The 23238-nt window shown below is 38.9% G+C and carries 23 protein-coding genes and 1 other RNA gene; 9 read left to right on the top strand and 15 right to left on the bottom strand.

The features are described from left to right. Positions 1-162 precede the first annotated feature (162 nt). Together sixA and PPBDW_RS11475 are read left to right on the top strand one after the other, a co-directional pair. On the top strand, positions 163-636 hold the full coding sequence (sixA, locus tag PPBDW_RS11480) for a phosphohistidine phosphatase SixA (RefSeq protein ID WP_036795603.1): 474 nt from the start codon (positions 163-165) through the stop codon (positions 634-636). Between the two features lie 12 nt (positions 637-648). Further along, a complete protein-coding gene (locus tag PPBDW_RS11475; protein WP_054262065.1) occupies positions 649-1008 on the top strand; it encodes a hypothetical protein in 360 nt (119 codons plus the stop codon). On the opposite strand, the gene smrB is transcribed toward PPBDW_RS11475, so the two are convergent. Continuing rightward, complete coding sequence (gene smrB, locus PPBDW_RS11470; protein WP_036795602.1) at positions 1005-1535, bottom strand: endonuclease SmrB; 531 nt, start codon at positions 1533-1535, stop codon at positions 1005-1007. The genes PPBDW_RS11475 and smrB overlap by 4 nt on opposite strands. Before the next feature lie 53 nt (positions 1536-1588). On the opposite strand from smrB, the gene prmB reads away from it, so the two are divergent. Further along, positions 1589-2521, top strand: a complete 933-nt coding sequence (gene prmB, locus PPBDW_RS11465; protein WP_036795601.1) for a 50S ribosomal protein L3 N(5)-glutamine methyltransferase — start codon at positions 1589-1591, stop codon at positions 2519-2521. A 57-nt stretch (positions 2522-2578) separates the two neighbouring features. Here prmB and cydX read toward each other — a convergent pair whose 3' ends face one another. The 5 genes from cydX to PPBDW_RS11440 all read right to left on the bottom strand — a co-directional run bounded on the left by cydX (position 2579) and on the right by PPBDW_RS11440 (position 8035). Then, entirely contained in the window at positions 2579-2680 is a 102-nt protein-coding gene (gene cydX, locus PPBDW_RS11460) for a cytochrome bd-I oxidase subunit CydX (RefSeq protein ID WP_036795599.1), read from the bottom strand. 17 nt (positions 2681-2697) lie between these two features. Then, on the bottom strand, positions 2698-3834 hold the full coding sequence (cydB, locus tag PPBDW_RS11455) for a cytochrome d ubiquinol oxidase subunit II (protein ID WP_036795597.1): 1137 nt from the start codon (positions 3832-3834) through the stop codon (positions 2698-2700). A gap of 14 nt (positions 3835-3848) precedes the next feature. Beyond that, positions 3849-5435, bottom strand: coding sequence for a cytochrome ubiquinol oxidase subunit I (locus tag PPBDW_RS11450; RefSeq protein WP_036795595.1), 1587 nt, complete (start codon positions 5433-5435; stop codon positions 3849-3851). Positions 5436-5938: 503 nt separating this feature from the next. Continuing rightward, positions 5939-6637 (bottom strand): 7-cyano-7-deazaguanine synthase QueC, encoded by a 699-nt coding sequence (gene queC / locus PPBDW_RS11445; protein ID WP_036795592.1) that lies wholly within the window; start codon positions 6635-6637, stop codon positions 5939-5941. 306 nt (positions 6638-6943) lie between these two features. Then, entirely contained in the window at positions 6944-8035 is a 1092-nt protein-coding gene (locus tag PPBDW_RS11440) for a PLP-dependent cysteine synthase family protein (protein WP_054262064.1), read from the bottom strand. Positions 8036-8426: 391 nt separating this feature from the next. Between PPBDW_RS11440 and PPBDW_RS11435 the strand changes: the two genes are divergently transcribed. Then, positions 8427-8888 carry an Lrp/AsnC family transcriptional regulator gene (locus PPBDW_RS11435; RefSeq protein ID WP_036795591.1) on the top strand — a complete coding sequence of 154 codons (462 nt, stop codon included), beginning with the start codon at positions 8427-8429 and terminating at the stop codon, positions 8886-8888. Positions 8889-8964: 76 nt separating this feature from the next. Here the strand turns inward: PPBDW_RS11435 and tesB are convergent, their stop codons facing one another. Together tesB and PPBDW_RS11425 are read right to left on the bottom strand one after the other, a co-directional pair. Continuing rightward, positions 8965-9822, bottom strand: a complete 858-nt coding sequence (gene tesB, locus PPBDW_RS11430; protein ID WP_036795590.1) for an acyl-CoA thioesterase II — start codon at positions 9820-9822, stop codon at positions 8965-8967. A gap of 64 nt (positions 9823-9886) precedes the next feature. After that, a complete protein-coding gene (locus PPBDW_RS11425; RefSeq protein ID WP_036795589.1) occupies positions 9887-10195 on the bottom strand; it encodes an MGMT family protein in 309 nt (102 codons plus the stop codon). Between the two features lie 88 nt (positions 10196-10283). Between PPBDW_RS11425 and PPBDW_RS11420 the strand changes: the two genes are divergently transcribed. The 4 genes from PPBDW_RS11420 to PPBDW_RS11405 all read left to right on the top strand — a co-directional run bounded on the left by PPBDW_RS11420 (position 10284) and on the right by PPBDW_RS11405 (position 12683). After that, the gene (locus PPBDW_RS11420) at positions 10284-11021 is read left to right on the top strand and encodes a VP0952 family biofilm-associated protein (RefSeq protein ID WP_036795586.1); all 738 of its coding nucleotides are present in this window, start codon (positions 10284-10286) and stop codon (positions 11019-11021) included. 163 nt (positions 11022-11184) lie between these two features. Further along, an RNA gene (gene ffs / locus PPBDW_RS11415) (signal recognition particle sRNA small type) lies at positions 11185-11281 on the top strand. A 248-nt stretch (positions 11282-11529) separates the two neighbouring features. Further along, a complete protein-coding gene (locus tag PPBDW_RS11410; RefSeq protein WP_036795585.1) occupies positions 11530-11721 on the top strand; it encodes a hypothetical protein in 192 nt (63 codons plus the stop codon). A gap of 812 nt (positions 11722-12533) precedes the next feature. Continuing rightward, on the top strand, positions 12534-12683 hold the full coding sequence (locus tag PPBDW_RS11405; RefSeq protein WP_166418985.1) for a hypothetical protein: 150 nt from the start codon (positions 12534-12536) through the stop codon (positions 12681-12683). Between the two features lie 226 nt (positions 12684-12909). Here the strand turns inward: PPBDW_RS11405 and PPBDW_RS11400 are convergent, their stop codons facing one another. Next, positions 12910-13296 carry a VOC family protein gene (locus PPBDW_RS11400; protein ID WP_036795584.1) on the bottom strand — a complete coding sequence of 129 codons (387 nt, stop codon included), beginning with the start codon at positions 13294-13296 and terminating at the stop codon, positions 12910-12912. Positions 13297-13417: 121 nt separating this feature from the next. Continuing rightward, entirely contained in the window at positions 13418-14899 is a 1482-nt protein-coding gene (locus tag PPBDW_RS11395; protein WP_036795583.1) for a SulP family inorganic anion transporter, read from the bottom strand. Positions 14900-15328: 429 nt separating this feature from the next. Here PPBDW_RS11395 and nfsA point away from each other — a divergent pair, with 429 nt between their 5' ends. Further along, positions 15329-16051 carry an oxygen-insensitive NADPH nitroreductase gene (gene nfsA, locus PPBDW_RS11390; RefSeq protein WP_036795582.1) on the top strand — a complete coding sequence of 241 codons (723 nt, stop codon included), beginning with the start codon at positions 15329-15331 and terminating at the stop codon, positions 16049-16051. 86 nt (positions 16052-16137) lie between these two features. Here the strand turns inward: nfsA and uvrB are convergent, their stop codons facing one another. The 5 genes from uvrB to PPBDW_RS11365 form a co-directional block, all read right to left on the bottom strand. After that, a complete protein-coding gene (gene uvrB, locus PPBDW_RS11385; RefSeq protein WP_036795580.1) occupies positions 16138-18102 on the bottom strand; it encodes an excinuclease ABC subunit UvrB in 1965 nt (654 codons plus the stop codon). A 120-nt stretch (positions 18103-18222) separates the two neighbouring features. Next, the gene (locus PPBDW_RS11380; RefSeq protein WP_036795578.1) at positions 18223-19119 is read right to left on the bottom strand and encodes a DMT family transporter; all 897 of its coding nucleotides are present in this window, start codon (positions 19117-19119) and stop codon (positions 18223-18225) included. A 76-nt stretch (positions 19120-19195) separates the two neighbouring features. Further along, positions 19196-20044: a dimethyl sulfoxide reductase anchor subunit family protein gene (locus PPBDW_RS11375; RefSeq protein WP_036795576.1), complete on the bottom strand. Its 849-nt coding sequence runs from the start codon at positions 20042-20044 to the stop codon at positions 19196-19198. Further along, entirely contained in the window at positions 20044-20691 is a 648-nt protein-coding gene (locus tag PPBDW_RS11370) for a DMSO/selenate family reductase complex B subunit (RefSeq protein ID WP_036795575.1), read from the bottom strand. Before PPBDW_RS11370 ends, PPBDW_RS11375 begins: the two co-directional genes overlap by 1 nt. After that, on the bottom strand, positions 20688-23159 hold the full coding sequence (locus PPBDW_RS11365) for a DMSO/selenate family reductase complex A subunit (RefSeq protein ID WP_036795574.1): 2472 nt from the start codon (positions 23157-23159) through the stop codon (positions 20688-20690). The genes PPBDW_RS11370 and PPBDW_RS11365 overlap by 4 nt, the downstream gene beginning before the upstream one ends. Between the last annotated feature and the right edge of the window lie 79 nt (positions 23160-23238).

Raw genomic sequence — 23238 nt, 5'->3', positions numbered from 1 at the left:
GAATTAGTCATTAGTTAATCAATTCAGCCTTTAAATAGTAGGCTTAGCCACAGAATTAAAACTCTATGGTTATACCAATAATAAAAGCGTGTAATAATGATCGACCAGCTCTAAGATATGAGTGGGAATAGTGATTGTTTAACTGAGGTTATCGGAATATCTATGCAAATTTATATTATGCGTCACGGCGAAGCCGAAAATTTTGCTTCTAGTGATGCTGAGCGTCCATTAACCGCGCGCGGCATCGCTCAATCACAGCAAATGGCAACATTATTGGCATCACATTTGAATGGCGAATTAGATCAAGTTTGGGTCAGCCCTTATTTACGTGCCCAACAAACGTGGCAAGCAATGGTTGATTCGTTACCAACAGCAGCACAAGTGGGTAGTGTTGAGGATATTACCCCTTATGGTGATGCTGAAACTGTTGCTGAATATATAAAAGCAACCATTGAAACTGAGCAGCCGCAATCACTATTGCTGATTTCGCATTTGCCGTTAGTTGGGTATTTAACTGCAGAGCTGGTGGCTGGTTTACAACCACCCATGTTTTTAACGTCTGCTATTGCTGCCGTTGAGTATGATCCACAGTCAGGATCTAGTAAATTGTTGTGGCAACATCAACCGCATAAATAATGGATAATAACCATGACTAAGTTTGGAATAGTGGCGATTATAAACCTATTGTTTATTGCCGGATGCAGTGTTGGTGAGCCAGTTCGTATTTCTGCTAATGGTATGGTGAAGTGGTCAGACGGACATACCGAAGGGATGCATGTTTCGCAAACTGGCAGTAGCTTAACGTTTGCTAATTATTCCAATGAGGTCGGCGCTCCTGCATTAGTTATTTTTGCTCGTATTGATAGCGCGCGTAATGATAATTGTGAATATTTTTACGTTGAAACCGCAGTTAAAAAACGTCTAAAAGTCTGCGAGACAGGAGAAGTGACGTTATTTAACCGTGGTAAAGTCGTTAAAGTTGGCCATATGGTAAAACCAAGGTATTAGCGCTCAGGTATATCAATTAACACCAGTAATGCACCCGCGCCACCAAATTCTAATGGTGCTTGGTGAAATGCCATGACATCAGGGTGCTGTGCCAACCACATTGGTGCTTTTTGTTTTAATATATGTTTACCAATACCATGCATCACGCATGCACATGACACATGTTCTTTAATGCAGGCTGCAATCATCGCAGCTAACTCACGTTTTGCTTCTAGTTGAGTCATTCCATGCATATCAAGGTAAATATCTGGCACATATACCCCACGACGTAGTTTTTTCACTTCATATTTAGATACCCCAGTTCGCGCGTATTGAGTTGGGCCGGTATCACTAAGATGCGGCTCAAACTCATCTGAGAAATAAAACTCATGATTTTGGGTCTCTTTACCCATCACTTTTGCTTTATCCGCTTTTGAGTTCTGTTGACGAGGCGTGATTATGGTATCATGCGTGAACTTTTTTACGCCTTTTACCTCTGCCTTGAAGAGATCAAAATCATCTTCAAGCTGTGAATTTTTTTTACTCATAATGAAATTCCAACAATTATATAGTGGTATTGTAGCGTTTATCGGAGGCTATTTTGGATAAGATTTTTGTCGACGAAGCTGTCAGCGAACTTCACACATTGCAGGACATGCTACGTTGGACGGTAAGCCGTTTTAATGCTGCTGGCCTATTTTACGGTCATGGTACAGACAATGCATGGGATGAAGCTGTGCAACTGGTATTACCGACAGTTTACTTACCGTTGGATGTTCCACCGGAAGTGCGTAATTCTCGTTTAACAAGCAGCGAGCGTCATCGTATTGTTGAACGTGTTATTCGTCGAATTCATGATCGTACACCCGTTTCATACTTAACGAATGTTGCCTACTTTTGCGGTATGGAGTTCTTCGTTGATGAGCGTGTACTTGTGCCACGTTCACCGATTGGTGAGCTCATTGAAAACCGTTTTGAACCCTTTTTACAACAAGAACCAACGCGGATCATGGATCTGTGTACTGGAAGTGGTTGCATCGGTATTGCTTGTGCACACATGTTCCCTGAAGCAGAAGTGGATATCGTTGATATTTCGACAGATGCACTCGCAGTTGCTGAGCAGAATATAACGGATCATGGCCTTGAGCAGCAAGTGATTCCGCTTCGTTCTGATCTTTTACGTGATATACCAAAAGATAAATACGATCTTATCGTGACTAATCCACCGTATGTTGACCAAGAAGACATGGACAGCTTACCAGAAGAGTTCCGTCATGAGCCTGAGCTTGGTTTAGCTGCTGGCAGCGATGGTCTAAAGCTAGTCCGTCGTATTCTTGCTAATGCGCCAGATTACCTTAAAGATAACGGTATTTTGATCTGTGAAGTTGGTAACTCAATGATTCACATGGAAGAACAATACCCGCACATTCCATTTATGTGGCTAGAGTTTGCTAATGGTGGTCATGGTGTGTTCATGTTAACCCGTGAGCAGCTAGTTGATTGCGCTGAAGATTTTGCACTTTACCGCGATTAATTAATAAAAAATCAGCCATAATCGTTATGGCTGATTTTTTTATTTTTTACGTCTGAATTATTTTAATAACTCATCATCGTCTTGTTCAAGCCATAAGGCATTAATTATCGCAAATGAACATGCGAGCAAAATACCTAAAATCCAAGCTAAATACCACATTGTTTATTTACTCCTTATTAGTACAGTGACGTCTTATTGTCTTCGATATATTTAGTATCAAGACGACCAAACATTTTGTAGTAGCACCATGAGGTGTACGCCAAGATCACTGGCACCATAACAAACGCCACAATTGTAATAAGATGCAATGTGTATTTAGATGAACTTGAATCCCAAATTGTTAAGCTTGCGTTTGGTTGTAAGCTTGATGGCACGAAGAATGGAAACGTTGCAAAACCAAACGTTAACACCACACCGACAATCGCTAGGCTTGAGAACAGGAATGCAAACCCAGCACGCTCTGCACGAGAACATAGTGCTGTCAGTAATGGCATTACTACTGCAAGTATCGGCGCAATCCATAAGATAGGGTAATTGTGGTAGTTAATAAACAATGCCCCCATCTGACGAGCTACTTCTTTAGTTAATGGATCTGACGCTGCATTTGGTAATACTTGCGATGTGATCACATAACCATTAATTCCTTTAGAAACAAAGCCTGCAATAATAAATATAATCGCCATTAATATTGCAGAGATAGCCGCAACATTACGTGCACGAGCATGAATCGCGTCAGTTGTTTTCATTTGAAGGAATGTGGCACCCTGAGTGAGAATCATAAGTAGACTGACACCACCACAAAGTAACGCAAACGGATTAAGTAACTCAAAGAATGACCCTTTATATGTCGGGATCATAAACTCGTTTAGCTCAAATGGCACACCTTGCATTAGGTTACCGAAAGCGATACCAAAAATAAGCGGCGGCACAAAGCTACCGACAAAAATCGCTTTATCCCATAAGTTACGCCATTTTGTATCAGGTAATTTAGAACGGTAATCAAAACCTAACGGACGTAACCAAAGTGCCGCTAATGCCAAGATCAATGCAACATAAAAACCAGAGAATACCGTTGCATATACTAATGGCCATGCCGCAAATAATGCACCACCGGCAGTAATTAACCAAACTTGGTTACCATCCCAGTGCGGTGCAATTGCGTTAATCATTACTCGACGTTCACTATCTGTCTTACCTATAAATGGTGACAGCATACCGACGCCCATATCAAAACCATCAGTGATAGCAAAACCGATACACAATACACCAATTAAGATCCACCAGATGATCCGCAAGCTTTCATAATCAAACATTATTCTGTTTCTCCCTATGCATCAACTTGATGTGTTAGCGCATCTTTATCGTTATCTTGTTGTTCAAAATGATAACGACCTGTTTTTAAGCTACTTGGACCTAAACGTGCGAATTTAGTCATCAAATAGGCTTCAGCAATAAAGAACAAAGAATAAAGCACGATGATTAACGATAGTGAAAACCATAGCTGTGAAGGTGCTAAGTGAGATGCGGCCATATTTACTGGCAGAATTTCACCAATAGCCCATGGTTGACGGCCATATTCAGCGACAAACCAACCTGCTTCAATCGCAATCCAAGGTAAAGGTATGCCATAAAGCGCAGCTTTAAGAATCCATTTATTAGTAGGGATTTTATGACGACATGATTGAATAAATGCAGCAGCAACAATCATAAACATTAAGAAACCAGCACCAACCATGATACGGAAACTAAAGAATAGCGGCCATACACGTGGTATCGAGTCATTAACGGCTTGCTGAATTTGCTGTGGTGTCGCATCAACAACATTCTTAGTATAAGGCTTCAATAATAGGCCATAACCTAAGTCGCCTTTTACTTCATTAAAGGCTGCGATATCAGCGGCGTTTTTATCACCTGAACGTAATTTTGTTAGTAATCCGTAAGCAACCATACCGTTACGAATACGTACTTCATGTTGTTTTTTCAGATCACGAATACCAGTTACTTGAGTATCAAGTGAGCGCGTCGCGATAATACCCATTAAGTATGGGATCTTAATGGCGTATTCTGTTTCCATCTTATCTTGGTTAGGGAAACCGAAGGCGGTAAATGCAGCTGGAGCTGGCTCGGTATGCCATTCCGCTTCAATTGCGGCTAGCTTGGTTTTTTGAACGTCACCTAATTCATAACCTGATTCGTCACCTAATATCATTACGGCAATAATTGCCATCAATCCAAAAGAGGCTGCAATAGTAAATGAGCGACGAGCAAAGGCAAGATCACGCCCTTTAAGCATATAGAATGCACTTACACCAAGAACGAACATTGAACCACAAACATAACCTGATGCTACGGTATGGACGAATTTAACTTGAGCCACAGGATTAAAGATAACCTCTGAGAAGCTTATCATTTCCATCCGCATGGTTTCGTAGTCAAAATGTGCACCAACTGGATTTTGCATCCAACCATTGGCCACAAGGATCAATAATGCTGATAAGTTCGAACCGAGAGCAACTAACCATGTGACGCCAAGGTGTTGACGTTTTGAGAGGCGATCCCAACCAAAAAAGAACATCCCGATCATGGTAGATTCAAGGAAGAAAGCCATTAAGGCTTCAATTGCTAATGGAACCCCAAAAATATCGCCAACATAATGAGAGTAATAGGCCCAGTTAGTACCAAACTGAAATTCAAAGGTTAAACCTGTTGCTACGCCAAGTGCGAAGTTGATAGCAAAAAGTTTACCCCAAAATTTAGTCATATCCTTATAAATTTGCTTTCCAGTTATGACATATATTGTCTCCATAATAGCTAATAAGAATGTCATCCCTAGCGTTAATGGTACGAATATAAAATGGTACATTGCAGTAAATGCAAACTGAAATCGCGATAAATCAACGACATCGTATAACATAATAATAAAGCCTTATTTATAATATTAATTTGTAAAACTTTAAAAATTAATATTATATTACGAGGTGTTAAATTCTTATTAATTACTTGTATCTAATTAATAGTATAAATAAATATAACAGCCACAATTAAATAAAAAACATATTATAGACAAGAATATTTCACTCTTTAATAGAAGCGAGTAGTGTATTTTGCAATCTAAAAATCGTGTTTTTATTGTGTGTGAAATATACTCCGCTATTAATGACGGAAATTGTTACAAGTTAACGTGTTAAATGTAAAAACAGTTGTAATGTATATTTTGACGGCTGATATTTATAGCTAGATTTTATTTACCCGAGGTTAAATGAAATTGAATATTTATTGAGGTGGGAGATAGAGAATAAATGTAATGAGGGGGATGTTATCAATATGTTGCTTTAAAAGGTGGGTTTATTCTTTATATTCTGATTCTCACTCCAAATAAATTATATGGAGTGAGATAATCAATTAGATAATATTCGATTACGCTTTATGCTGCGCTTGTTTTGTTTTCAGTGCCGTCATCACTGTTGCTTGATGTTGTAGGTAATCTTCTAAGCCTGCACGACGTAAATCGCAAGATGGGCAATCGCCACAACCATCACCGACGACACCATTATAACAAGTTAGTGTCTGCTCACGTACATAATCTAATTTGCCATATTGATCAGCAAGTGCCCATGTTTCAGCTTTATTTAGCCACATTAATGGCGTAGCGATAGTAAATTGACGATCCATACCTAGTACTAATGACTGATTAAGTGAGCGAACAAACTCGTCGCGACAATCAGGATAGCCAGAAAAATCAGTTTCACAAACACCTGTGATTACTGTTTCTGCCCCTATTTGATATGCGTAAATACCGGCTAAAGTTAAAAATAAAATGTTACGACCCGGTACAAATGAATTAGGTAAACCATTTGCCTGTAACTCATGAGAAACAGGAATGCTATCGCGAGTTAATGAGCTAATTGCAAGTTCACCCAGTAAGCTAACATCCATTACTTTATGCGCAGCAACACCAAGATCTTTGGCAATATGCTCGGCAATTTCAATTTCTAGTTTATGACGCTGACCATAATCAAATGTAATACAGTGCACTTCATCGTAGTGCGCTAATGCTTGAATAAGACAAGTGGTTGAGTCTTGACCGCCACTGAAAACAACTACGGCTTTTGTCATGATGAATATCCTTTATGAGTGATTACCGATAAACAGTCGGTACAACAACACCCTAATAATAATGCTTTTAGAATGTAGGGGTATGCTAACTCAGCTGGAGGCGATAGAAAAGTAGCTATCACAAATAGCGCAGATAAAAAAAACCGCACAAAGTGTGCGGTATAAAAATAAGCAATATATATTATCCGTGTAAAGCTAATTGACCGAAGTGCAGAGAGCGATTAGCTTGTACTTATATTTGCTTAAAAGACACAAAATAGGGGGGCTGGCGCTTTGGCTAACCAGCCCAAGGGGTTGTTCTTTTCGTTATGCTTGCCATTTACCTGTTTGTTGTAAATGCTGTAATTGGGCAAGATAAGCACTGGTGTCACCAATATTCGCTGTGATCCATTCATCGTTATAATAAGTTTCTAAATAACGCTCACCACTGTCACACAATAAAGTCACAATAGATCCGGTTTCACCACGTTGTTTCATTTCTGCCGCTAATTGCAATACACCATATAGATTAGTACCTGTTGATGCGCCTGCTTTACGACCAATAATTTTTTCTAGCCAGTGTATAGTAGCGACACTCGCTGCATCAGGAATTTTACGCATTTCACTAATTACATTAGGAATAAAGCTTGGCTCTACTCGTGGTCGGCCAATACCTTCAATACGGCTACCACTGTCTAAGGTAATGTTGGCATCTCGTTCCATAAAGTAGTCATAGAACACTGAGTTTTCAGGATCAACGACACATAATTGAGTTGGATGCATTTGGTAACGAATATAACGACCAATAGTAGCAGATGTACCGCCTGTACCTGGGCTCATTACAATCCATGTTGGGATTGGAAAGCGCTCAAATTTCATTTGGTTGAAAATGCTATTAGCGATGTTGTTATTACCACGCCAGTCAGTCGCACGCTCAGCATAGGTAAATTGATCCATGTAATGACCATTTAATTCTTTAGCTAGACGACGTGATTCATCATAAATAGCAGCAGATGAATCAACAAAGTGAGCTTTACCGCCGTAGAATTCAATTTGCTCAATTTTTTTACGCGCTGTCTTACGTGGTACGACAGCAATAAATGGTAGTCCAAGTAAACGTGCAAAGTAGGCTTCTGAGACCGCAGTACTACCTGATGATGACTCAATAACGGTAGTATCTTGGTTAATCCAGCCATTACACAAGGCATATAAAAATAATGAGCGAGCTAAACGATGTTTAAGACTTCCCGTTGGGTGAGTACTTTCATCTTTTAGATAAAGATCGATACCTTCAAGGCTAGGAATATCTAGTTTAATAAGGTGCGTATCGGCAGAACGTTGATAGTCTGCTTCAATAGCCTTTATTGCTTTATTGATCCAAGCGTTTTGTTCTGGTGCGGTATTTATAGTCATATTCATAGTATTACCTCTTTGCTTTATTCGAATCCATCGAGCGTTTACTTAATCAACTCCATTGAAGCAACTTGGGTATATAGTAAACAATACCGCTGGGAAAATCTTTGCTTTGTTTGCTTGTTATTTTGGTAAAAATGGAAAATATTTCTAGTTTTATATTTTTTATTGAAATCTGTTACTAAATAATATGTATAAAGTAGAAATTGATTTTGGTTGTGTTTGTTGTGTTTTGTAGATGTTACCACTTTATTACCAAAATCAAAGCTTGTTTACTGTTAATTTACTTAAATAAAGTGGCCGTGAGCGTCATTATGAGTGATTTTTTTTGCCTCTTAGCTGAATAAGGGGTATTTTTTAGTAAGTATTTACCCTTTTATCGTAATTGGTGGAATTAATGGCAGTTTTAGATAGTGTTGATAGAACGTTATTACGTTTGTTGCAAGATGATGCGACTATGCCGCTGGCTGAGCTTGCAGAAGCCGTAAATTTAACAACCACCCCATGTTGGAAACGACTAAAGCGGCTTGAAGAAGATGGTATTTTACGGCAACGAGTAGCGTTACTTGATCCGGTGAAGTTAGGAATAGCATTTACTGCTTTCGTGCAAATAAAAACCAGCAATCATTCACAAGATTGGTTTAATCATTTTGTATCGACTGTTACCGAGTTTCCCGAAGTAATGGAGTTTTATCGTATGGCAGGGGAATATGACTATATGATGAAAGTTCAAGTAGCTGATATGCAAGCCTTTGATAATCTTTATAAAAAACTAGTGGCTTCTGTTTCTGACCTAACCAATGTGACCTCCACTTTCGCAATGGAACCACTAAAATACACCACAGCACTACCTGTTTAAGCTATAGATAAAAAATAACCCCGAGTCATTATTGTAGTGGCTCGAGGTTATTTTTAAATAGTTTATAAGGTGTGAATTAGCGTTGGCGAATTAATCCTTCCTGAACGGCTGATGCTACTAAGTGACCTTGCTGATTATAGATTTCACCACGAACAATTCCGCGCGAACCACTGGCTGATGGACTATCAATCACATACAGTAACCACTCATCAACCTTAAACGGACGATGGAACCACATTGAATGATCAATAGTCGCAACCTGCATATTAGGACTAAATAATGTTACTCCGTGTGGATGTAATGAGGTGGTTAAAAATCCCCAATCAGAAGCATAAGCCAACATATATTGGTGAATACTTAATTCATTCGGCATCGCGCCGTTAGTTTTGATCCACAAATATTGCTTGGGATCTTCAATGGTTGGTTTTAGGGGATTAATAACTGTTACTGGGCGTACTTCAATCGGGCGTTTGTGACCAAAGGTTTCAACAATCTTGGGCGGTAAATATTGTGCAACCGATTCAACTAATTCACTTTCAGAAGCTAAGCCTTCAGGACCGGCCACGTTTGGCATCGTCGATTGATGTTCAAACCCTTGTTCATCAGCTTGATAAGAAGCCGTTAAGTAAAAAATAGGGCGACCATTTTGAATTGCTTTTACACGGCGAGTACTAAAGCTTCTGCCATCACGTAGGGTTTCTACATCATAAACAATCGGTTTTTCAGGGTTACCTGGTAAAAGAAAGTAGCTATGGAAAGAGTGTAAATGACGATCTGGATCTACCGTTTGCTGTGCCGCTGATAGCGACTGACCAATCACTTGGCCGCCATATACCTGTGGCAAACCTAAATTTTCACTTTGGCCTCGAAAGAGTTCACGTTCAATTTGCTCTAATTGCAGCAGAGTGAGTAGTTCGTCTAATTGTTTGCTCATGGTATATCCTGAAAAATAAAAACTAGAGGAATGGTAAGCTTATTTAAGGTTTGTGCCAATATGCCTACGAGTGCCCTTGCCAACGATAATCGTGTAGTGATACCCGCCCAGTGTCAGAGACATCGACCTTTTCTGCCCGTAATGCGGTGACTTGCCTTAATAGAGCATCTCCTTTTAATGATATACGTCCTTGACTATTAATTACCCGATGCCAAGGTATTTTTGAACCTTCAGGCAAGGTTGCCATTAAGCGTCCGACATGGCGTGCGTAACCCGGATAACCTGCAAATTTAGCAATATCACCATAGGTAGAAACCTGCCCAAATGGAATTTGGTAGACTTGGCTATAGATTTGATTGGAAAAGTCGTCCATATTTATAAGTAGCCGTTAAATAATATGCTTAGTAAATAATAACGGCTCTATATTTTTAAACAACAGGATAACGCAAGGAGGTGTTGCCATGTTGTATGCTGCTTCATTAGTTACCGTTACCTTAATCTTAACGGTATTAGGTGTAAGTGCTCTCGGTCCTACTGCGGGAGAGCTACCTATATTAGCACTTGCGATTCCTGCACTGTGGTTATTACCACAAAGTGGTGTCGCAGGTTGGCTACTGCTATGTGGTTTAGGCGCTTACGGTGCCATGCTACCCGATCAACCACTCGCGCTATCAATCAGTTTATTCATGATGTTACCGATTCTGATGATTTGTACATCGGCAAAAGGGTGTTGGCAGCTTGGAGCCTTGATGGTTTCGATAGTGTTATCAATGAACGTTGGTCTGATGGCATTACAAGGCGAGGGTAAGCTTGAAGGTAGTATTAGTGCGACCTTGATCCAAATTGTGGCTATTGGCGTGATCTGGTATGCCGCTCGTTGTTGGCGTCCAATTGCTGGTAATACATGGTGGCCATTGTTTGCCGTGTTTCCGTTATGGATTGGTGGCATGGAATCAGCAGCACTGGTTGGTTTATGTGTTACGGGCTTAATTGCTGCCCTACAAAGCCTAGTTAAAATGAAACATCGAGATTGGATCCCTCGTTTAGCTTGTGTGTTACCTGCGATTGGATTTACGACCTTAGTGGTATTGCCACAGTTCAGTGTTGCCAACCCGATTTTAGTCTCATGGTTATTAGTGCTCGGTGGCGGATTATTGGGAGAGTCGTTACTTGATGATCCAGAAGAGGAAGATGAATAACTATAATTTGTGAGCAATAGGTTGACTTTATTACTATTTTGTTTGAATTTGCATAAATAATCAGCAGTCAAACGAAAGGGTAGGATAACGGCTTGCATTGTTGGCGTGGTTAATAGATAATCTTCCTCGTTCTCGAAAGAGACAAAGAATCTATGGAGGCCCCCATTGGTCCTCCCGCAACACTAACCTGTGAACTCGGCCAGGCCCGGAAGGGAGCAACCGCAGCAGGCGTCGTGTGTGCCGGGATGTGGCTGGTGGGGGCTTCCACCCATCTAGCGTTTAGAAAACCTTATTTCCTATCAAATTGCTATCTCTTAATTTACTCTCTACAGTGTAGTTTAATATTACTGTTTTATCGTGTTTACTTTATATTTATCAATAATAGTTTCGTTATTATTAACATCATGATTTTAAAATATATCTTATGCGTATTAAAGTATTACTAGTGTGGTTAGGTAATGTATTTAAATAATCAAACGTTAATAAGCAAGATATAAAGGACTGATATATGGCACAGAATATTGAGTTAATGAATAAAGTGAATACTGTCTTGTTATTACATTCTGAATGCTTCACTCATTGGGAGCGTGATTATTTAAGTAACCTTAATCAAACGCTTATTAATCATGGGCAATTATCAGAAAAGCAATTAGGATTGTTTGAGAAAATATTGGCGCGCAGGAAAGTTGTAAGTTCGTAAGCAGATATTTTATGTCGCAGTGACGATAAATGTTAAGTAAGAAATAATCCAATAATGACTTTATCAAAGCTTCTAATAGACTAAATTTATTAGAAGCTTTGCTAACATAGTCTAACGTTATTCGTTAACTATTTGCTGCGATTTTTTTTGTGATTTTTGCTAATTTCTTAGCCTTTTTCTCTTTTGTCGTTAAAGATGGTTTTTTATTACCTTTCTTAGTATCTAGCGACTTACTCATAACACTAACCTCTTTTTTTTGAGATTGGTCATACTGGCCAACGACAGATTAAATAGCGATATTGATTTAATATTGCTTTTCTCTAATATGCGCTTACCACCTAAAAAATCAATGATATTTATGAAAACAAAAAACTTATTTTTATTGTTTTACAAAAAATTCATGATGGAATTATTCAATAACGGACTGTAATTTTATTGGAAGATAATCAAGTGATTGAAGATAATGTGACATGTTTACTAAATGTTTTATTTATTTTAAATATTTCGCGGTAAGTTTTATAGAAATATGTTACAATGGCGTGAAATCTTTCTATGTCTGAAATGAAGTAGATCTAATCTGTAAGTATTATTTATTACTGTTGGTCTAATTTATGCGGCGGTACAAGATACATTTAGATATAAGTTGTTGAATATTATATATAAGCCTCAATGATTCTCTTTTCAATATGAATCATATCTTACTGTAAACGTACGTTGTCTGATATCTAGTTGTTTTTATTATATTAATATTTAATTTTAACGATTTAGTTATCTATCAGCATAAACCATATTTAAAATCAATAAGGTAAACCATGACAAAACTTACAGCTAAAGAATCTAACACTAAGCCTAAGAAAAAAAAGCCATTAACAGTGAATCAACGTACTGTCAGTATTCGTGAACGTATTGAGAATATTAAAGCACAGCAAGCATGGGATAAGGAATGGGAGTATGATGAATAAAATTAACATTATCCTATTGTTACATGCTCTATAGTCAGGAATAAGTGCCGAAGAGTGAATTCACTAGCAGCGTGCACTTGAGCCAACTAAGTTGCTTTAGGGGCTCTCTAGTTTTTTTGTGCGTCATTTAATTATAATGAAATGTTAAGTATAAACTGTTGCTTACATTGCCAGATTGGTCTTACGCTTTAATTTCGTAAGTTAGTTTGTACTCTTTTCATTTGCATTACACCGTGAAATAAGTTGAGACCTCAATTAAATTACCGTCGGGATCACGAAAATAGAGCGACGTAATTTTTCCTATTGCGCCAGTGCGTCCAACTGGACCTTCAATAATCTTTACCCCTTGTTGTTCAAGATGCTGTCTGACCTCATCCAAACTGGTATCAGTGATAAAACATAAATCAGCACTTCCAACTTGCACCGTCTTTGCTTTAGGCTCAAATTCTTCGCCATGTTGGTGGAGATTAATTTTTTGATTGCCAAAGGTTAATGCTATTCGGTTGTCACCAAAGGTAACTAATTGCATTCCAAGCACGGATTGATAAAATTGAGCACTAATATCGATGTTAGTAACCGTTAATACTAAATGATCAAGATGACTAATATTCATTGAGTTACTCCAGCTATTAATATTGCAATAAGAAAGCCAACCTAAAATAAGTTGGCAGTCTATTTAGATTTATATTATTAGAATAAGTTCACCATAAAAGCGAATGTTTTAAACGCGATTATTAGTGGCTAGCTAACAGTTTTTGATTTAGGTTTGGATCGTCATGGACAGCGAATTTATTAATTATGTTGGCAGTTGCTTCATTCATACCAATAAGTTCAGTGGTTGCGCCTTGTGATCTTAATTTAATAATAACTTTATCTAACGCTGTTATTGCGGTGAGATCCCAAAAATTTGCCAGTGTTAAATCAATTTTGACACGCTCAGCAACGTTATTAAGATCAAATAATGAAGAAAATTGATCAGCAGATGCAAAAAATAGTTGGCCACGAACAGTGTAAATTTGCTCATTTATAAGGGTTGATTTTACGACAACGCATTGGCTAACTTGATGCGCAAAGAATAATGCTGATAGTAATACGCCAATGAAAACACCAAGAGCCAAATTATGTGTTATTACAACCACAGCAACCGTTGCTAACATAACGATGTTACTTGAGAGTGGGTGATGTTTGATGTTTTTAATGGAGTCCCATGAAAAGGTACTAATTGATACCATTATCATCACTGCAACTAAAGCGGCCATAGGGATGAGTTTTAGAATATCACTTAAAAATAAAATCATTATTAATAAGGCAATACCCGAAAATAAGGTCGATAAACGGCTTCTTCCTCCTGATTTAATATTAATCATTGATTGTCCGATCATCGCACAGCCAGCCATACCCCCTAATAAACCAGTACCAATATTGGCGATCCCCTGTCCTTTACATTCTTGATTCTTATTACTTGTTGTTGAAGTTAAGTCATCAATAATAGTGGCAGTCATCATCGATTCAAGTAAACCTACAGCAGCGAGTGCTAAAGAATAAGGCAATATTATTTGTAAGGTCTGAAACGTAAGAGGAACATTGGGTAATAAAAAGATCGGTAGCGTATCGGGTAATTGACCCATGTCACCAACGGTTCGCACATCTAATCCAAGTAATGCCGCTACGATAGTTAAACTGATAATACACACTAAAGGTGAAGGGATCAGTTTGCCAATAATCGGTATAAGTGGGAAGAGGTACACAATGGCTAAGCCACTGGCTGTTAATAGATAAACAGACCAAGTTGCATCAGTTAATTCTGGAAGTTGAGCCATAAAGATCAGTATTGCTAAAGCGTTAACAAATCCAGTAATAACAGGCTTGGAGACAAAACGCATTAAATTACCGAGTTTTAAATACCCAGCGATAATTTGTATTACACCAGTAAGGATAGTGACAGCCATTAAATATTGTAGGCCATGTTCTTTTACTAAGGTGACCATAAGTAAGGCCATTGCCCCTGTTGCTGCTGAAACCATGCCAGATCTCGCTCCAACAATAGCAATGATAACGGTCATAGAAAAAGAAGCATATAAACCAACTTTAGGATCGACTCCTGCGATAATAGAAAAGGCGATAGCTTCTGGTATGAGCGCTAATGCTACTACTATTCCTGCCAGAAGGTCTTTTTTTATATTATATAACCAGTTGTTTTTTATGTAATTTAGCATTTATTCTCTATATTTTAGACGTGTAAAAGTCACGGAAAAAGTCCGTAAACATTTAGATATGGGAAGTTTTAGCTATGATAGGCATAGCAGAGTGACAGCAAGAGAGCTGCATGTTTGGAATAATGAGCAGGCGCTCATTAGAGAGAGGTTAAGGCGGCGTAATCTTCAAGTTTTAACTACTTTTATTTGGGAGTATGAGTATAAAATCATACTGTGAGTTTTAGAAGTTGATGATGCTAACATATAAATAAATAGATAACAAAATAGTTAGTAGTCTAAACGAAATGATTGTATTTATTTTTTAGCTTGCTTATTTGGTATGTTGTCATTATTTTTGTTGTTGTATAAGAATCATTTTTAGTCATTAGCTAAGCGAGTATTTGTTGCTTTTAGCTATTGGCTTACATCTACTTTGATGGATCTCTATAAATGAATACAACTATTCAAACTATGCTTGGTCATCGCTCGATCCGTAAATTTACTGACGATACTATTTCTGACGAGCAATTAAATACGATTATTGCGGCAGGTATTGCGGCATCTAGTTCTAGTATGATCCAAGCCACATCGATTATTCGTATTACTGATCCTGAAAAACGAGCAGCATTAGCACATCTTGCAGGCGATCAACCCTATGTCGCTCAAGCTGCAGAGTTTTTGGTATTTTGCATTGATTATCAACGTCATTATTCTATCAGTTCTGAGATTAAACCTGAATATACTGAGTTAGCTTTAATTGGTGCGATTGATAGTGGCATTATGGCGCAGAACTGTTTATTAGCCGCTGAATCAATGGGGTTAGGTGGGGTTTATATTGGTGGGTTGCGTAATAATCCGCATGAGGTTGACGCATTACTCAAGCTACCGCCGTATAGCGCGATATTATTTGGAATGTGTTTGGGTGTACCAGCGCAAGATCCACAATCAAAACCACGTTTACCGATGGCGATGATTTTACATGAGAATGAATATCAGCCTTTAAGTCAGCCATTGTTAGCTGAATATGATCAACAAACAGTTGAATATTATCAGCAGCGTTCAAGCCATAATAAACAGCAAGATTGGTCGAGTGCGGTGACGAAAACGTTGTCTAAAGAGTCTCGACCATTTATCGCGGAGTATTTTCATAGTAAAGGGCTAATGGAAAAATAAGCCTCGTTTATCATGCATGAAGTTGGTGACGATCAATAGAATAGGGTGGCTGATTTTTTATAATCGCCACCCTGTGTCGATGATGATTACATATAAATAAACTGACGATATAGCTTATCAAGCTGGGCTCTTATTTGTTGTATTTTAGCGTCATCGTTATTATCACAAGCGGTTAATAATCCTTTTTCAGTGGTGGTGATCTGCTGGCACAAATCAGCAATATTTTCACAAAATTCAGCAGAGTGTATACCGTCATCCGTGGTTGTTATAGCACTACGCTGCGATGATGTTGGCGTAATATGATGAGCTTGATTATAGATCTGTTGGCGTTCACGACGTTGCTGTGATTCATCGATCGCGTTTTTCATCGCTGGAGTTATTTTATCGGCATATAAAATTGCCTTACCATTGGCATTACGGGCTGCACGACCAATGATTTGAATTAAGGCTTGGGTAGAACGTAAGAATCCAGCATGATCGGCATCAAGGATAGCAACCAATGATGCTTCGGGAATATCCAACCCTTCGCGTAATAAGTTAATGCCGATTAACACATCAAATTCACCTTGGCGTAAGGCGTCGATGATCTCTACCCGTTGTTGGGTTTTCACTTCTGCATGAATATAGCTGACCTTAATGCCTTGTTGCTGCATTAATTCGTATAAAGACTCTGCACTTTTCTTGGTTAGTGTGGTGACTAATACTCGCTCATTTTTTATTACCCGTTGTGCTATTTGCTCGAGTAAGTCATCAATTTGAGTGGCGAGTGGCCGCACTTCAACGATTGGATCAAGTAAACCTGTTGGGCGAATAATTTGTTCAACAACATGGTTTTTAGATTGGTTTAGCTCATATTCCCCTGGTGTTGCTGAGACAAAAATAGTTTGTGGTTTTAACTGCTCAAACTCCTTAAATGTCAGTGGACGATTATTTTTAGCCGAAGGTAATCGAAAACCATAATCAATTAAGGTTTCTTTGCGACTTTGATCACTTCGCTGCATTGCCGATATTTGTGGCACCATCACGTGAGATTCATCAATAAACAATAAGCCGTCTTTGGGTAAATAATCTAATAAGGTGATAGGTGGTAATGCGGCATCACGCTCATTGATATAACTGGCGTAATTTTCCAGCCCTGAACAGTAACCCAGTTGTTGCATCATTTCGATATCATGCATGGTGCGTTCATATAATCGTGCCGCTTCAATAATACGATTATCCTGATTAAGTTCAGCAACGCGTAGCGCTAAGTCTTGCTGAATCTTAACGCACGCCTTGGTGAGTTTTTCTTTTGAGGCAGCATATAAGGTTTTTGGGGAAACAAAGTAGTGTTCAATATCACCCAAAACTTTACCTGTTAATGGATCTAACCATTGTAGGGTTTCAACTTCATCATCAAATAATACCGCTCGCACAGCTTTTGATTCAGAATCCGCAGGGTAAATATCAAACACATCACCATGAACACGAAAAGTTGCGCGCTCAATAGTGCGCTCACAACGATTATATTGGAGCGCTGTTAATCGTTGGATAAAATCTTCACGGGTTATTTTTGCGCCGATAAAAAGCGGAATCTGAACGGCACGATATTGGTCGGGATCGCCTAAGCCATAAATAGCAGAAACAGAAGCGACCACAATTACATCTTTGCGTTCTATTAATGATTTGGTGGTGGATAACCGTAATCGCTCAAGTTGCTCATTAATTGCTGAGTCTTTACGAATAAAGCGATCACTACCAGGAATATAAACTTCAGGTTGGTAGTAATCATAATAAGAAACAAAGTATTCGACTGCATTTTCAGGAAAGAAGCGTTTCATTTCGCTATAAAGCTGTGCGGCGAGGGTTTTGTTATGTGCCAGAATTAAAGTTGGACGTTGTAAGCGGTGGATCATATTCGCCATAGTAAAGGTTTTTCCTGAACCTGTTACTCCTTTTAGCGTCTGATGAGTTACCCCTTGTTCAACACCATCGATTAGTTTAGCTAACGCTTCTGGTTGATCGCCAGATGGCGGGTAATTGGAATGTAGAATAAACACATTGTGGGGCATAGTAAGTCGCCTATTTTAAATATTTGTTGTAAGTATATACTTCCAACATACGCTTATTTGAACTTGATCTCGAACTCAAAAATAGACCACATTGATTAAAAGACGTTAGATTCATCCATGTTAGTATTCGTTGTGAGTAACTTTTTTTGTTGGTCGATAATTGGAGTAGGTAATAAGTAAACCTGCGATCACAATAAATAACCCGCCGCCAAGGGTGTGATAGGTGGGTAGTTCATCAAACAACCAATATCCAAAGATGCAAGAAAATACAATTTGAAAGTAAAAGAATGGCGCGACATGGGATGCTTCCGCGATATTCATGGCTTTAATTAAACACAGTTGCGACACAATTGTGACGATAGGGATAGTGATAAAGTAGGGTAATGCTTCTAGGGTTAGGGTTTTCCACATCTGGGGTTGAACTAAGAGTAATAAGCTTGAAATTGAGCCAAGAATAAAGAACGAGTTAATTAACACAGACAGTAGCGAGATTTTTGAATCAATGGTTTTAGTAATAAGGTTATAACCGGAATTAGCTATCGCAATCAGTAATGGCAATAAATATATCCATTGTAAGCCACTAATATTAGTTGGATTAATTACAATTACCACACCAGCAAATCCTAATAATGTTGCAATGATTTTTATTGGTGTCAGCGTTTCTTTAAAAAAGAATGTACCACCTAACATATAGGCGATACTGCCCATTTGAACAATGATGATATACATTTCAAGTGGTATATATTTTAAAGCGATCACTGAGGTAATAGCACAAACTAAAAACAAACCGGCCCGTAAGATTAATTTACCGTTGGTGGCAAAAATGGCGGTTTTAGTTTGCTTAGGCATGAAAATAAGCATGCATAAAAAAGGGATCGCAAACCTAAAAAATACCATTTGAATTGGATGATAACCGTGTTGTATCAGATATTTATCAGCACTGTCTTTAAGGGTTAATGACAAGGTTGCGATGATAATTAACATCGCACCGAGCATATTATGGTTTTTTGTCTGCATGGTACCTTATTGATTTAGTCAGCTTGAGAGTGGATAACAAGGCTGGTGGCGATTATCGACACCAGCCATTGATGATTTATACTAAACCAACAGTAAAGTGCATGCCATAAAACACACCGCGTCCAAAAATCTCAGCCGCAAAAAGTGCAATAAATGCAATCAGAGCGACAAAGCGATTGTGTGTTATTGGCCGATGTGCAGCGCGTACCCACAATATAGCGGCAATGATCATTAATATGCATTGTGTCATGATCATTGGCGTATATTGATGCAAGTTTGCTGTCGCGTGGTGAATAGAGGTGTTGATTGTTGCAAAAGACAGTATGCGCGCAATCATGATCACCAAGTGGGCAGCAATGAGTAGTAATCCGACAGCGGTGACAACTTTATTGGCTTTTACTGAGCTGCCATTAAATGCATTTAATAATAAGAAACCAAATAACATTCCAGCTGTAATAACAGTAAATATGAAATCAATCGGTGTGAAGATATTATTCCATAGTGGTACGGTTTCGATTAGGTATACCTTAATCATTGCGACCATAAAAATAACACCCGCTATTGCGGCTAAATAGCGTAATAGACTACGTATGTTTGGTTTTGAGATGCACAACACTTCAGTTAACCAATAGATACCAGCAAGAGCAAAGAAAATTGACCCCGTTAGAATTTCGTTTGATAAACCAGAATTACCTACTCGGTTTAAAGAGTTAAAGGCACGTAATGGGCTGCCAAGGTGCATAGTTGATGATGCAAAGCCAATAGCCATAAATGCTAAGACAAAGAAAATAGTTTTAGAGGCTAATAACCGTTGTTGGTTATGATCTTGGATACAGGCTAAACGCGCTGTAATGACTAAATAGCCACCAACTGCACACTGCGCCAATACCGTAAAAAATACTAATGGTAGTTCAAGAAAATGCATTAGATGATCTCCTTTGGATTTTGCAGGAAGCCAGAGGTATCCCCTTGTGGGCGTGCATTTGGGTTTAGCTTTATAATTAAATTAGGGCTAGTGAAGCGAGAATCTGGCAATGGAGCACAATCGGCGTTGTTGCCATATTTTGCCCTTAGCTCCTTAATATCGCCAAATTCAATTGCTCGTAATGGACATGAATCGACACAAACAGGCATCAGTCCTTGATCGATACGTTCATAACAACCATCACATTTCGTCATGTGGCCTTTTTCTTCACTGTACTGCGGGGCTCCGTAGGGACATGCCATATGACAGTATTTACAACCAATACAGACTTCTTCATTAACAACAACTAGACCATCTTGTTCTCGTTTATGCATTGCGCCTGACGGACAAACTTTAGTGCATTCTGGATGGGTACAGTGATTACATGAAATGGAGAGGTAATAGGCAAAAACATTTTGACGGTATATGCCGTCATTTTCTGACCAGTTTCCGCCAACATATTCATACACTCGACGGAAGTTTCGAGTGACATCAAGATCTTTTTTATCTTTGCATGACAGTTGGCACGTCTTGCAGCCAGTGCATTTACTTGAATCAATAAAGAAACCGTATTGTTTCTTTACTGCGGTTGAAGGTTGGTTGCTCATGCTTTAACTCCCATGCTTTTTACGAGGGTGATCTCAACGAGATTGGTATGCGATGGATTTGCTTTAGCCAAGGGGGTTGGACGATTATTCGTCAGGGTATTTAAGGCGCCATTCATATCGACTCCTTGTTTGTTAGGTGCATACCAAGCACCATCACCCATTGCGGTAACACCAGGCATCATACGAGGAGTGACTTTGGCACCGATTTGAGTTTCACCAAAGCGACTTGTCACTCGCACTAAATCACCATTTTTAATGCCTCGTTGTTGTGCATCAATTGGGTTGATCCAAATTTCTTGTGGAATTGCAGCTTTTAATAATTCAACGTTGCCATAAGTTGAGTGCACGCGACCTTTAAAATGAAACCCTGTCATTTGAAGAGGGAATTGCTTGCGGTGTGGCGAATCCCAACCATCAAAGCTAGGACGATACTCTGCTATTGGTGTGATGTGCTCATCATCTTTTAGTTCCCATTTAGCTGCGATTTCGGCTAATTGTTCGGAATACAGTTCAATTTTACCTGATGGTGTATTAAGTGGGTTTGCTTGTGGGTCGTTACGGAAATCTTCAAGAGGGACAAATGGACGATCGTATTGTTTTTTATAAATTCCTTGTTGTTTCATGGTGTCATAATCAGGCAAATCAGGATCGTTATTCTGTTGTTGAGTTTGAGCATACATCCACTTTAGCCACTCTTCTTGACTACGGCCTTCGGTAAACTCTTTTTCTACTCCAAGACGTTTAGCTAGATCCGACATAATGTCGTAAATTGGCCGACATTCAAAACGAGGTTTAATAACTTGGCTAGCAAAAATAAAGTAAGGCATCATTCCAGCAGAACCGTCCATACAGAAATCTGCTTGTTCTGAAGCCGTACAGTCAGGAAGAATGATATCGGCATATTTTGCTGAGGCCGTCATGTGGTTTTCTATCACGACGATCATTTCACATGCTTTATCATTCTCAAGGATCTTTTTGGTACGATTAATATTAGCGTGCTGATTAATTAAGGTGTTGCTGGCATAAGCCCAAATAAACTTAATGGGGTTTTTCAGCTGGTCAGTGCCACGTAAGCCATCACGATTCGGGGTTAATTCTTGGTAGCGATCGATGGCTTCTGTCCATAGAAAGAATGGAATTGTGGTTTTAACTGGGTTTGTTAGGGTTGGAAATCGTACAAAAGGATAAGTATGATCGCCTTCACGCATACCAGTACTACCACCTTGTAGACCTACTTGACCGCATAATATTGGAATCATCGCGACAGCTTTACAGGCTTGCTCACCATTAGATGAACGTTGAATTCCCCAGCCTTGAGATAGATATAATCTTTTAGCATCGCCAATTTCACGGGCTAATTTAGTGATATCTTCTGCTGGAATTCCTGTTATATGTGCCGCCCATAATGGTGTTTTAGGCGTTTTATCATTGCCGTTACCAAGAATATAATCTTTATAGCTACCATTTTTAGGCGCAGACGCTGGTAATGTTTTTTGATCGTAACCAACACAATAGGTATCTAAGAACGATTGGTTTACTTTATTTTCAGTAATTAATATATAAGCAATGGCTGAGCAGAGTGCTGCATCGGTACCTTGACGGATGGGAATCCATTGATCTTCACGACCACAAGCGGTATCAGTATAACGAGGGTCGATAACAATAATACGTGTATTACTTCTTTTCTCTGTTTCCATGTAATTATGGACATTACCACCGCCAGACATACGTGTTTCAGCTGGGTTGTTACCAAAAAATACGCATAGATCTGCATTGGCAATATCATCAATACCATTAGTACTCATATAATCGCCGTAGAGATAGCCACTGATAGTGGCATATGAGCCCGTTGAATAATCGCCATAGTGGTTAAGGTAGCCGCCTTTTAGATTCATCAAGCGGGCAATCAATGTTTGGCTTGGCGCCCAACTTTTAGTGACAGTACCACCGAGTGTCCCTGTGCCGTAGTTGATATAAACGGCGTCGTTACCGTAATTTTTGATAGTATCGTTTAGACTTGCGGCAATGGTATCAAGAGCTTCATCCCAACTAATACGTTTAAATTTGCCTTCGCCTCGCTTTCCGATCCGTTTAAGTGGGTATTTGATACGATCCGGATTATAAACTCGGCGACGCATAGAACGACCACGTAAACAGGCGCGTACCTGATGATCATGATTGAATGTATCGTTACCGGTATTATCAGTTTCGACCCATTTAATATCACCATCAGTAACATGCATACGAAGTGGGCAACGACTGCCACAGTCAATGGTACATGCTGACCATATAATTTCTTCATTGGCTTTTGGTGGCGTTTCTTTTGCCATCACTTTTTTACTGTAGGGAAGTGTAAGACCACTTGTTGCAAGTGCTAATGTACCAATAACGGTACCACTTTTAACAAAATCTCGGCGTGAAAGCGCAAAAGCACTGTCATTAGTTGTCTGTTTTTTATTAACTGACACGACATTTCCTTTATTATTTTTTGAAACTTAAGCGCCGAGTTTAAGTTAGTAATATTGATGTTACTTTGTTTAATATCAA

The organism is Photobacterium kishitanii (assembly GCF_000613045.3).
GTDB lineage: Bacteria > Pseudomonadota > Gammaproteobacteria > Enterobacterales > Vibrionaceae > Photobacterium > Photobacterium kishitanii.
This window is presented reverse-complemented; position numbering and strand designations above follow the sequence as displayed.

Excerpts from the sequence above, each read along its gene's own strand:
- nfsA (WP_036795582.1), top strand. The coding sequence starts at position 15,329 with ATGAATACAACTATTCAAACTATGCTTGGTCATCGCTCGATCCGTAAA.
- PPBDW_RS11370 (WP_036795575.1), bottom strand. The coding sequence starts at position 20,691 with ATGAGCAACCAACCTTCAACCGCAGTAAAGAAACAATACGGTTTCTTT.
- PPBDW_RS11475 (WP_054262065.1), top strand. The coding sequence starts at position 649 with ATGACTAAGTTTGGAATAGTGGCGATTATAAACCTATTGTTTATTGCC.
- PPBDW_RS11380 (WP_036795578.1), bottom strand. The coding sequence starts at position 19,119 with ATGCAGACAAAAAACCATAATATGCTCGGTGCGATGTTAATTATCATC.
- PPBDW_RS11435 (WP_036795591.1), top strand. The coding sequence starts at position 8,427 with ATGGCAGTTTTAGATAGTGTTGATAGAACGTTATTACGTTTGTTGCAA.
- PPBDW_RS11395 (WP_036795583.1), bottom strand. The coding sequence starts at position 14,899 with ATGCTAAATTACATAAAAAACAACTGGTTATATAATATAAAAAAAGAC.
- PPBDW_RS11400 (WP_036795584.1), bottom strand. The coding sequence starts at position 13,296 with ATGAATATTAGTCATCTTGATCATTTAGTATTAACGGTTACTAACATC.
- PPBDW_RS11410 (WP_036795585.1), top strand. The coding sequence starts at position 11,530 with ATGGCACAGAATATTGAGTTAATGAATAAAGTGAATACTGTCTTGTTA.
- uvrB (WP_036795580.1), bottom strand. The coding sequence starts at position 18,102 with ATGCCCCACAATGTGTTTATTCTACATTCCAATTACCCGCCATCTGGC.
- PPBDW_RS11425 (WP_036795589.1), bottom strand. The coding sequence starts at position 10,195 with ATGGACGACTTTTCCAATCAAATCTATAGCCAAGTCTACCAAATTCCA.
- PPBDW_RS11450 (WP_036795595.1), bottom strand. The coding sequence starts at position 5,435 with ATGTTATACGATGTCGTTGATTTATCGCGATTTCAGTTTGCATTTACT.
- cydX (WP_036795599.1), bottom strand. The coding sequence starts at position 2,680 with ATGTGGTATTTAGCTTGGATTTTAGGTATTTTGCTCGCATGTTCATTT.
- PPBDW_RS11440 (WP_054262064.1), bottom strand. The coding sequence starts at position 8,035 with ATGAATATGACTATAAATACCGCACCAGAACAAAACGCTTGGATCAAT.
- sixA (WP_036795603.1), top strand. The coding sequence starts at position 163 with ATGCAAATTTATATTATGCGTCACGGCGAAGCCGAAAATTTTGCTTCT.
- smrB (WP_036795602.1), bottom strand. The coding sequence starts at position 1,535 with ATGAGTAAAAAAAATTCACAGCTTGAAGATGATTTTGATCTCTTCAAG.
- cydB (WP_036795597.1), bottom strand. The coding sequence starts at position 3,834 with ATGTTTGATTATGAAAGCTTGCGGATCATCTGGTGGATCTTAATTGGT.
- queC (WP_036795592.1), bottom strand. The coding sequence starts at position 6,637 with ATGACAAAAGCCGTAGTTGTTTTCAGTGGCGGTCAAGACTCAACCACT.
- PPBDW_RS11375 (WP_036795576.1), bottom strand. The coding sequence starts at position 20,044 with ATGCATTTTCTTGAACTACCATTAGTATTTTTTACGGTATTGGCGCAG.
- PPBDW_RS11405 (WP_166418985.1), top strand. The coding sequence starts at position 12,534 with ATGACAAAACTTACAGCTAAAGAATCTAACACTAAGCCTAAGAAAAAA.
- tesB (WP_036795590.1), bottom strand. The coding sequence starts at position 9,822 with ATGAGCAAACAATTAGACGAACTACTCACTCTGCTGCAATTAGAGCAA.
- PPBDW_RS11420 (WP_036795586.1), top strand. The coding sequence starts at position 10,284 with ATGTTGTATGCTGCTTCATTAGTTACCGTTACCTTAATCTTAACGGTA.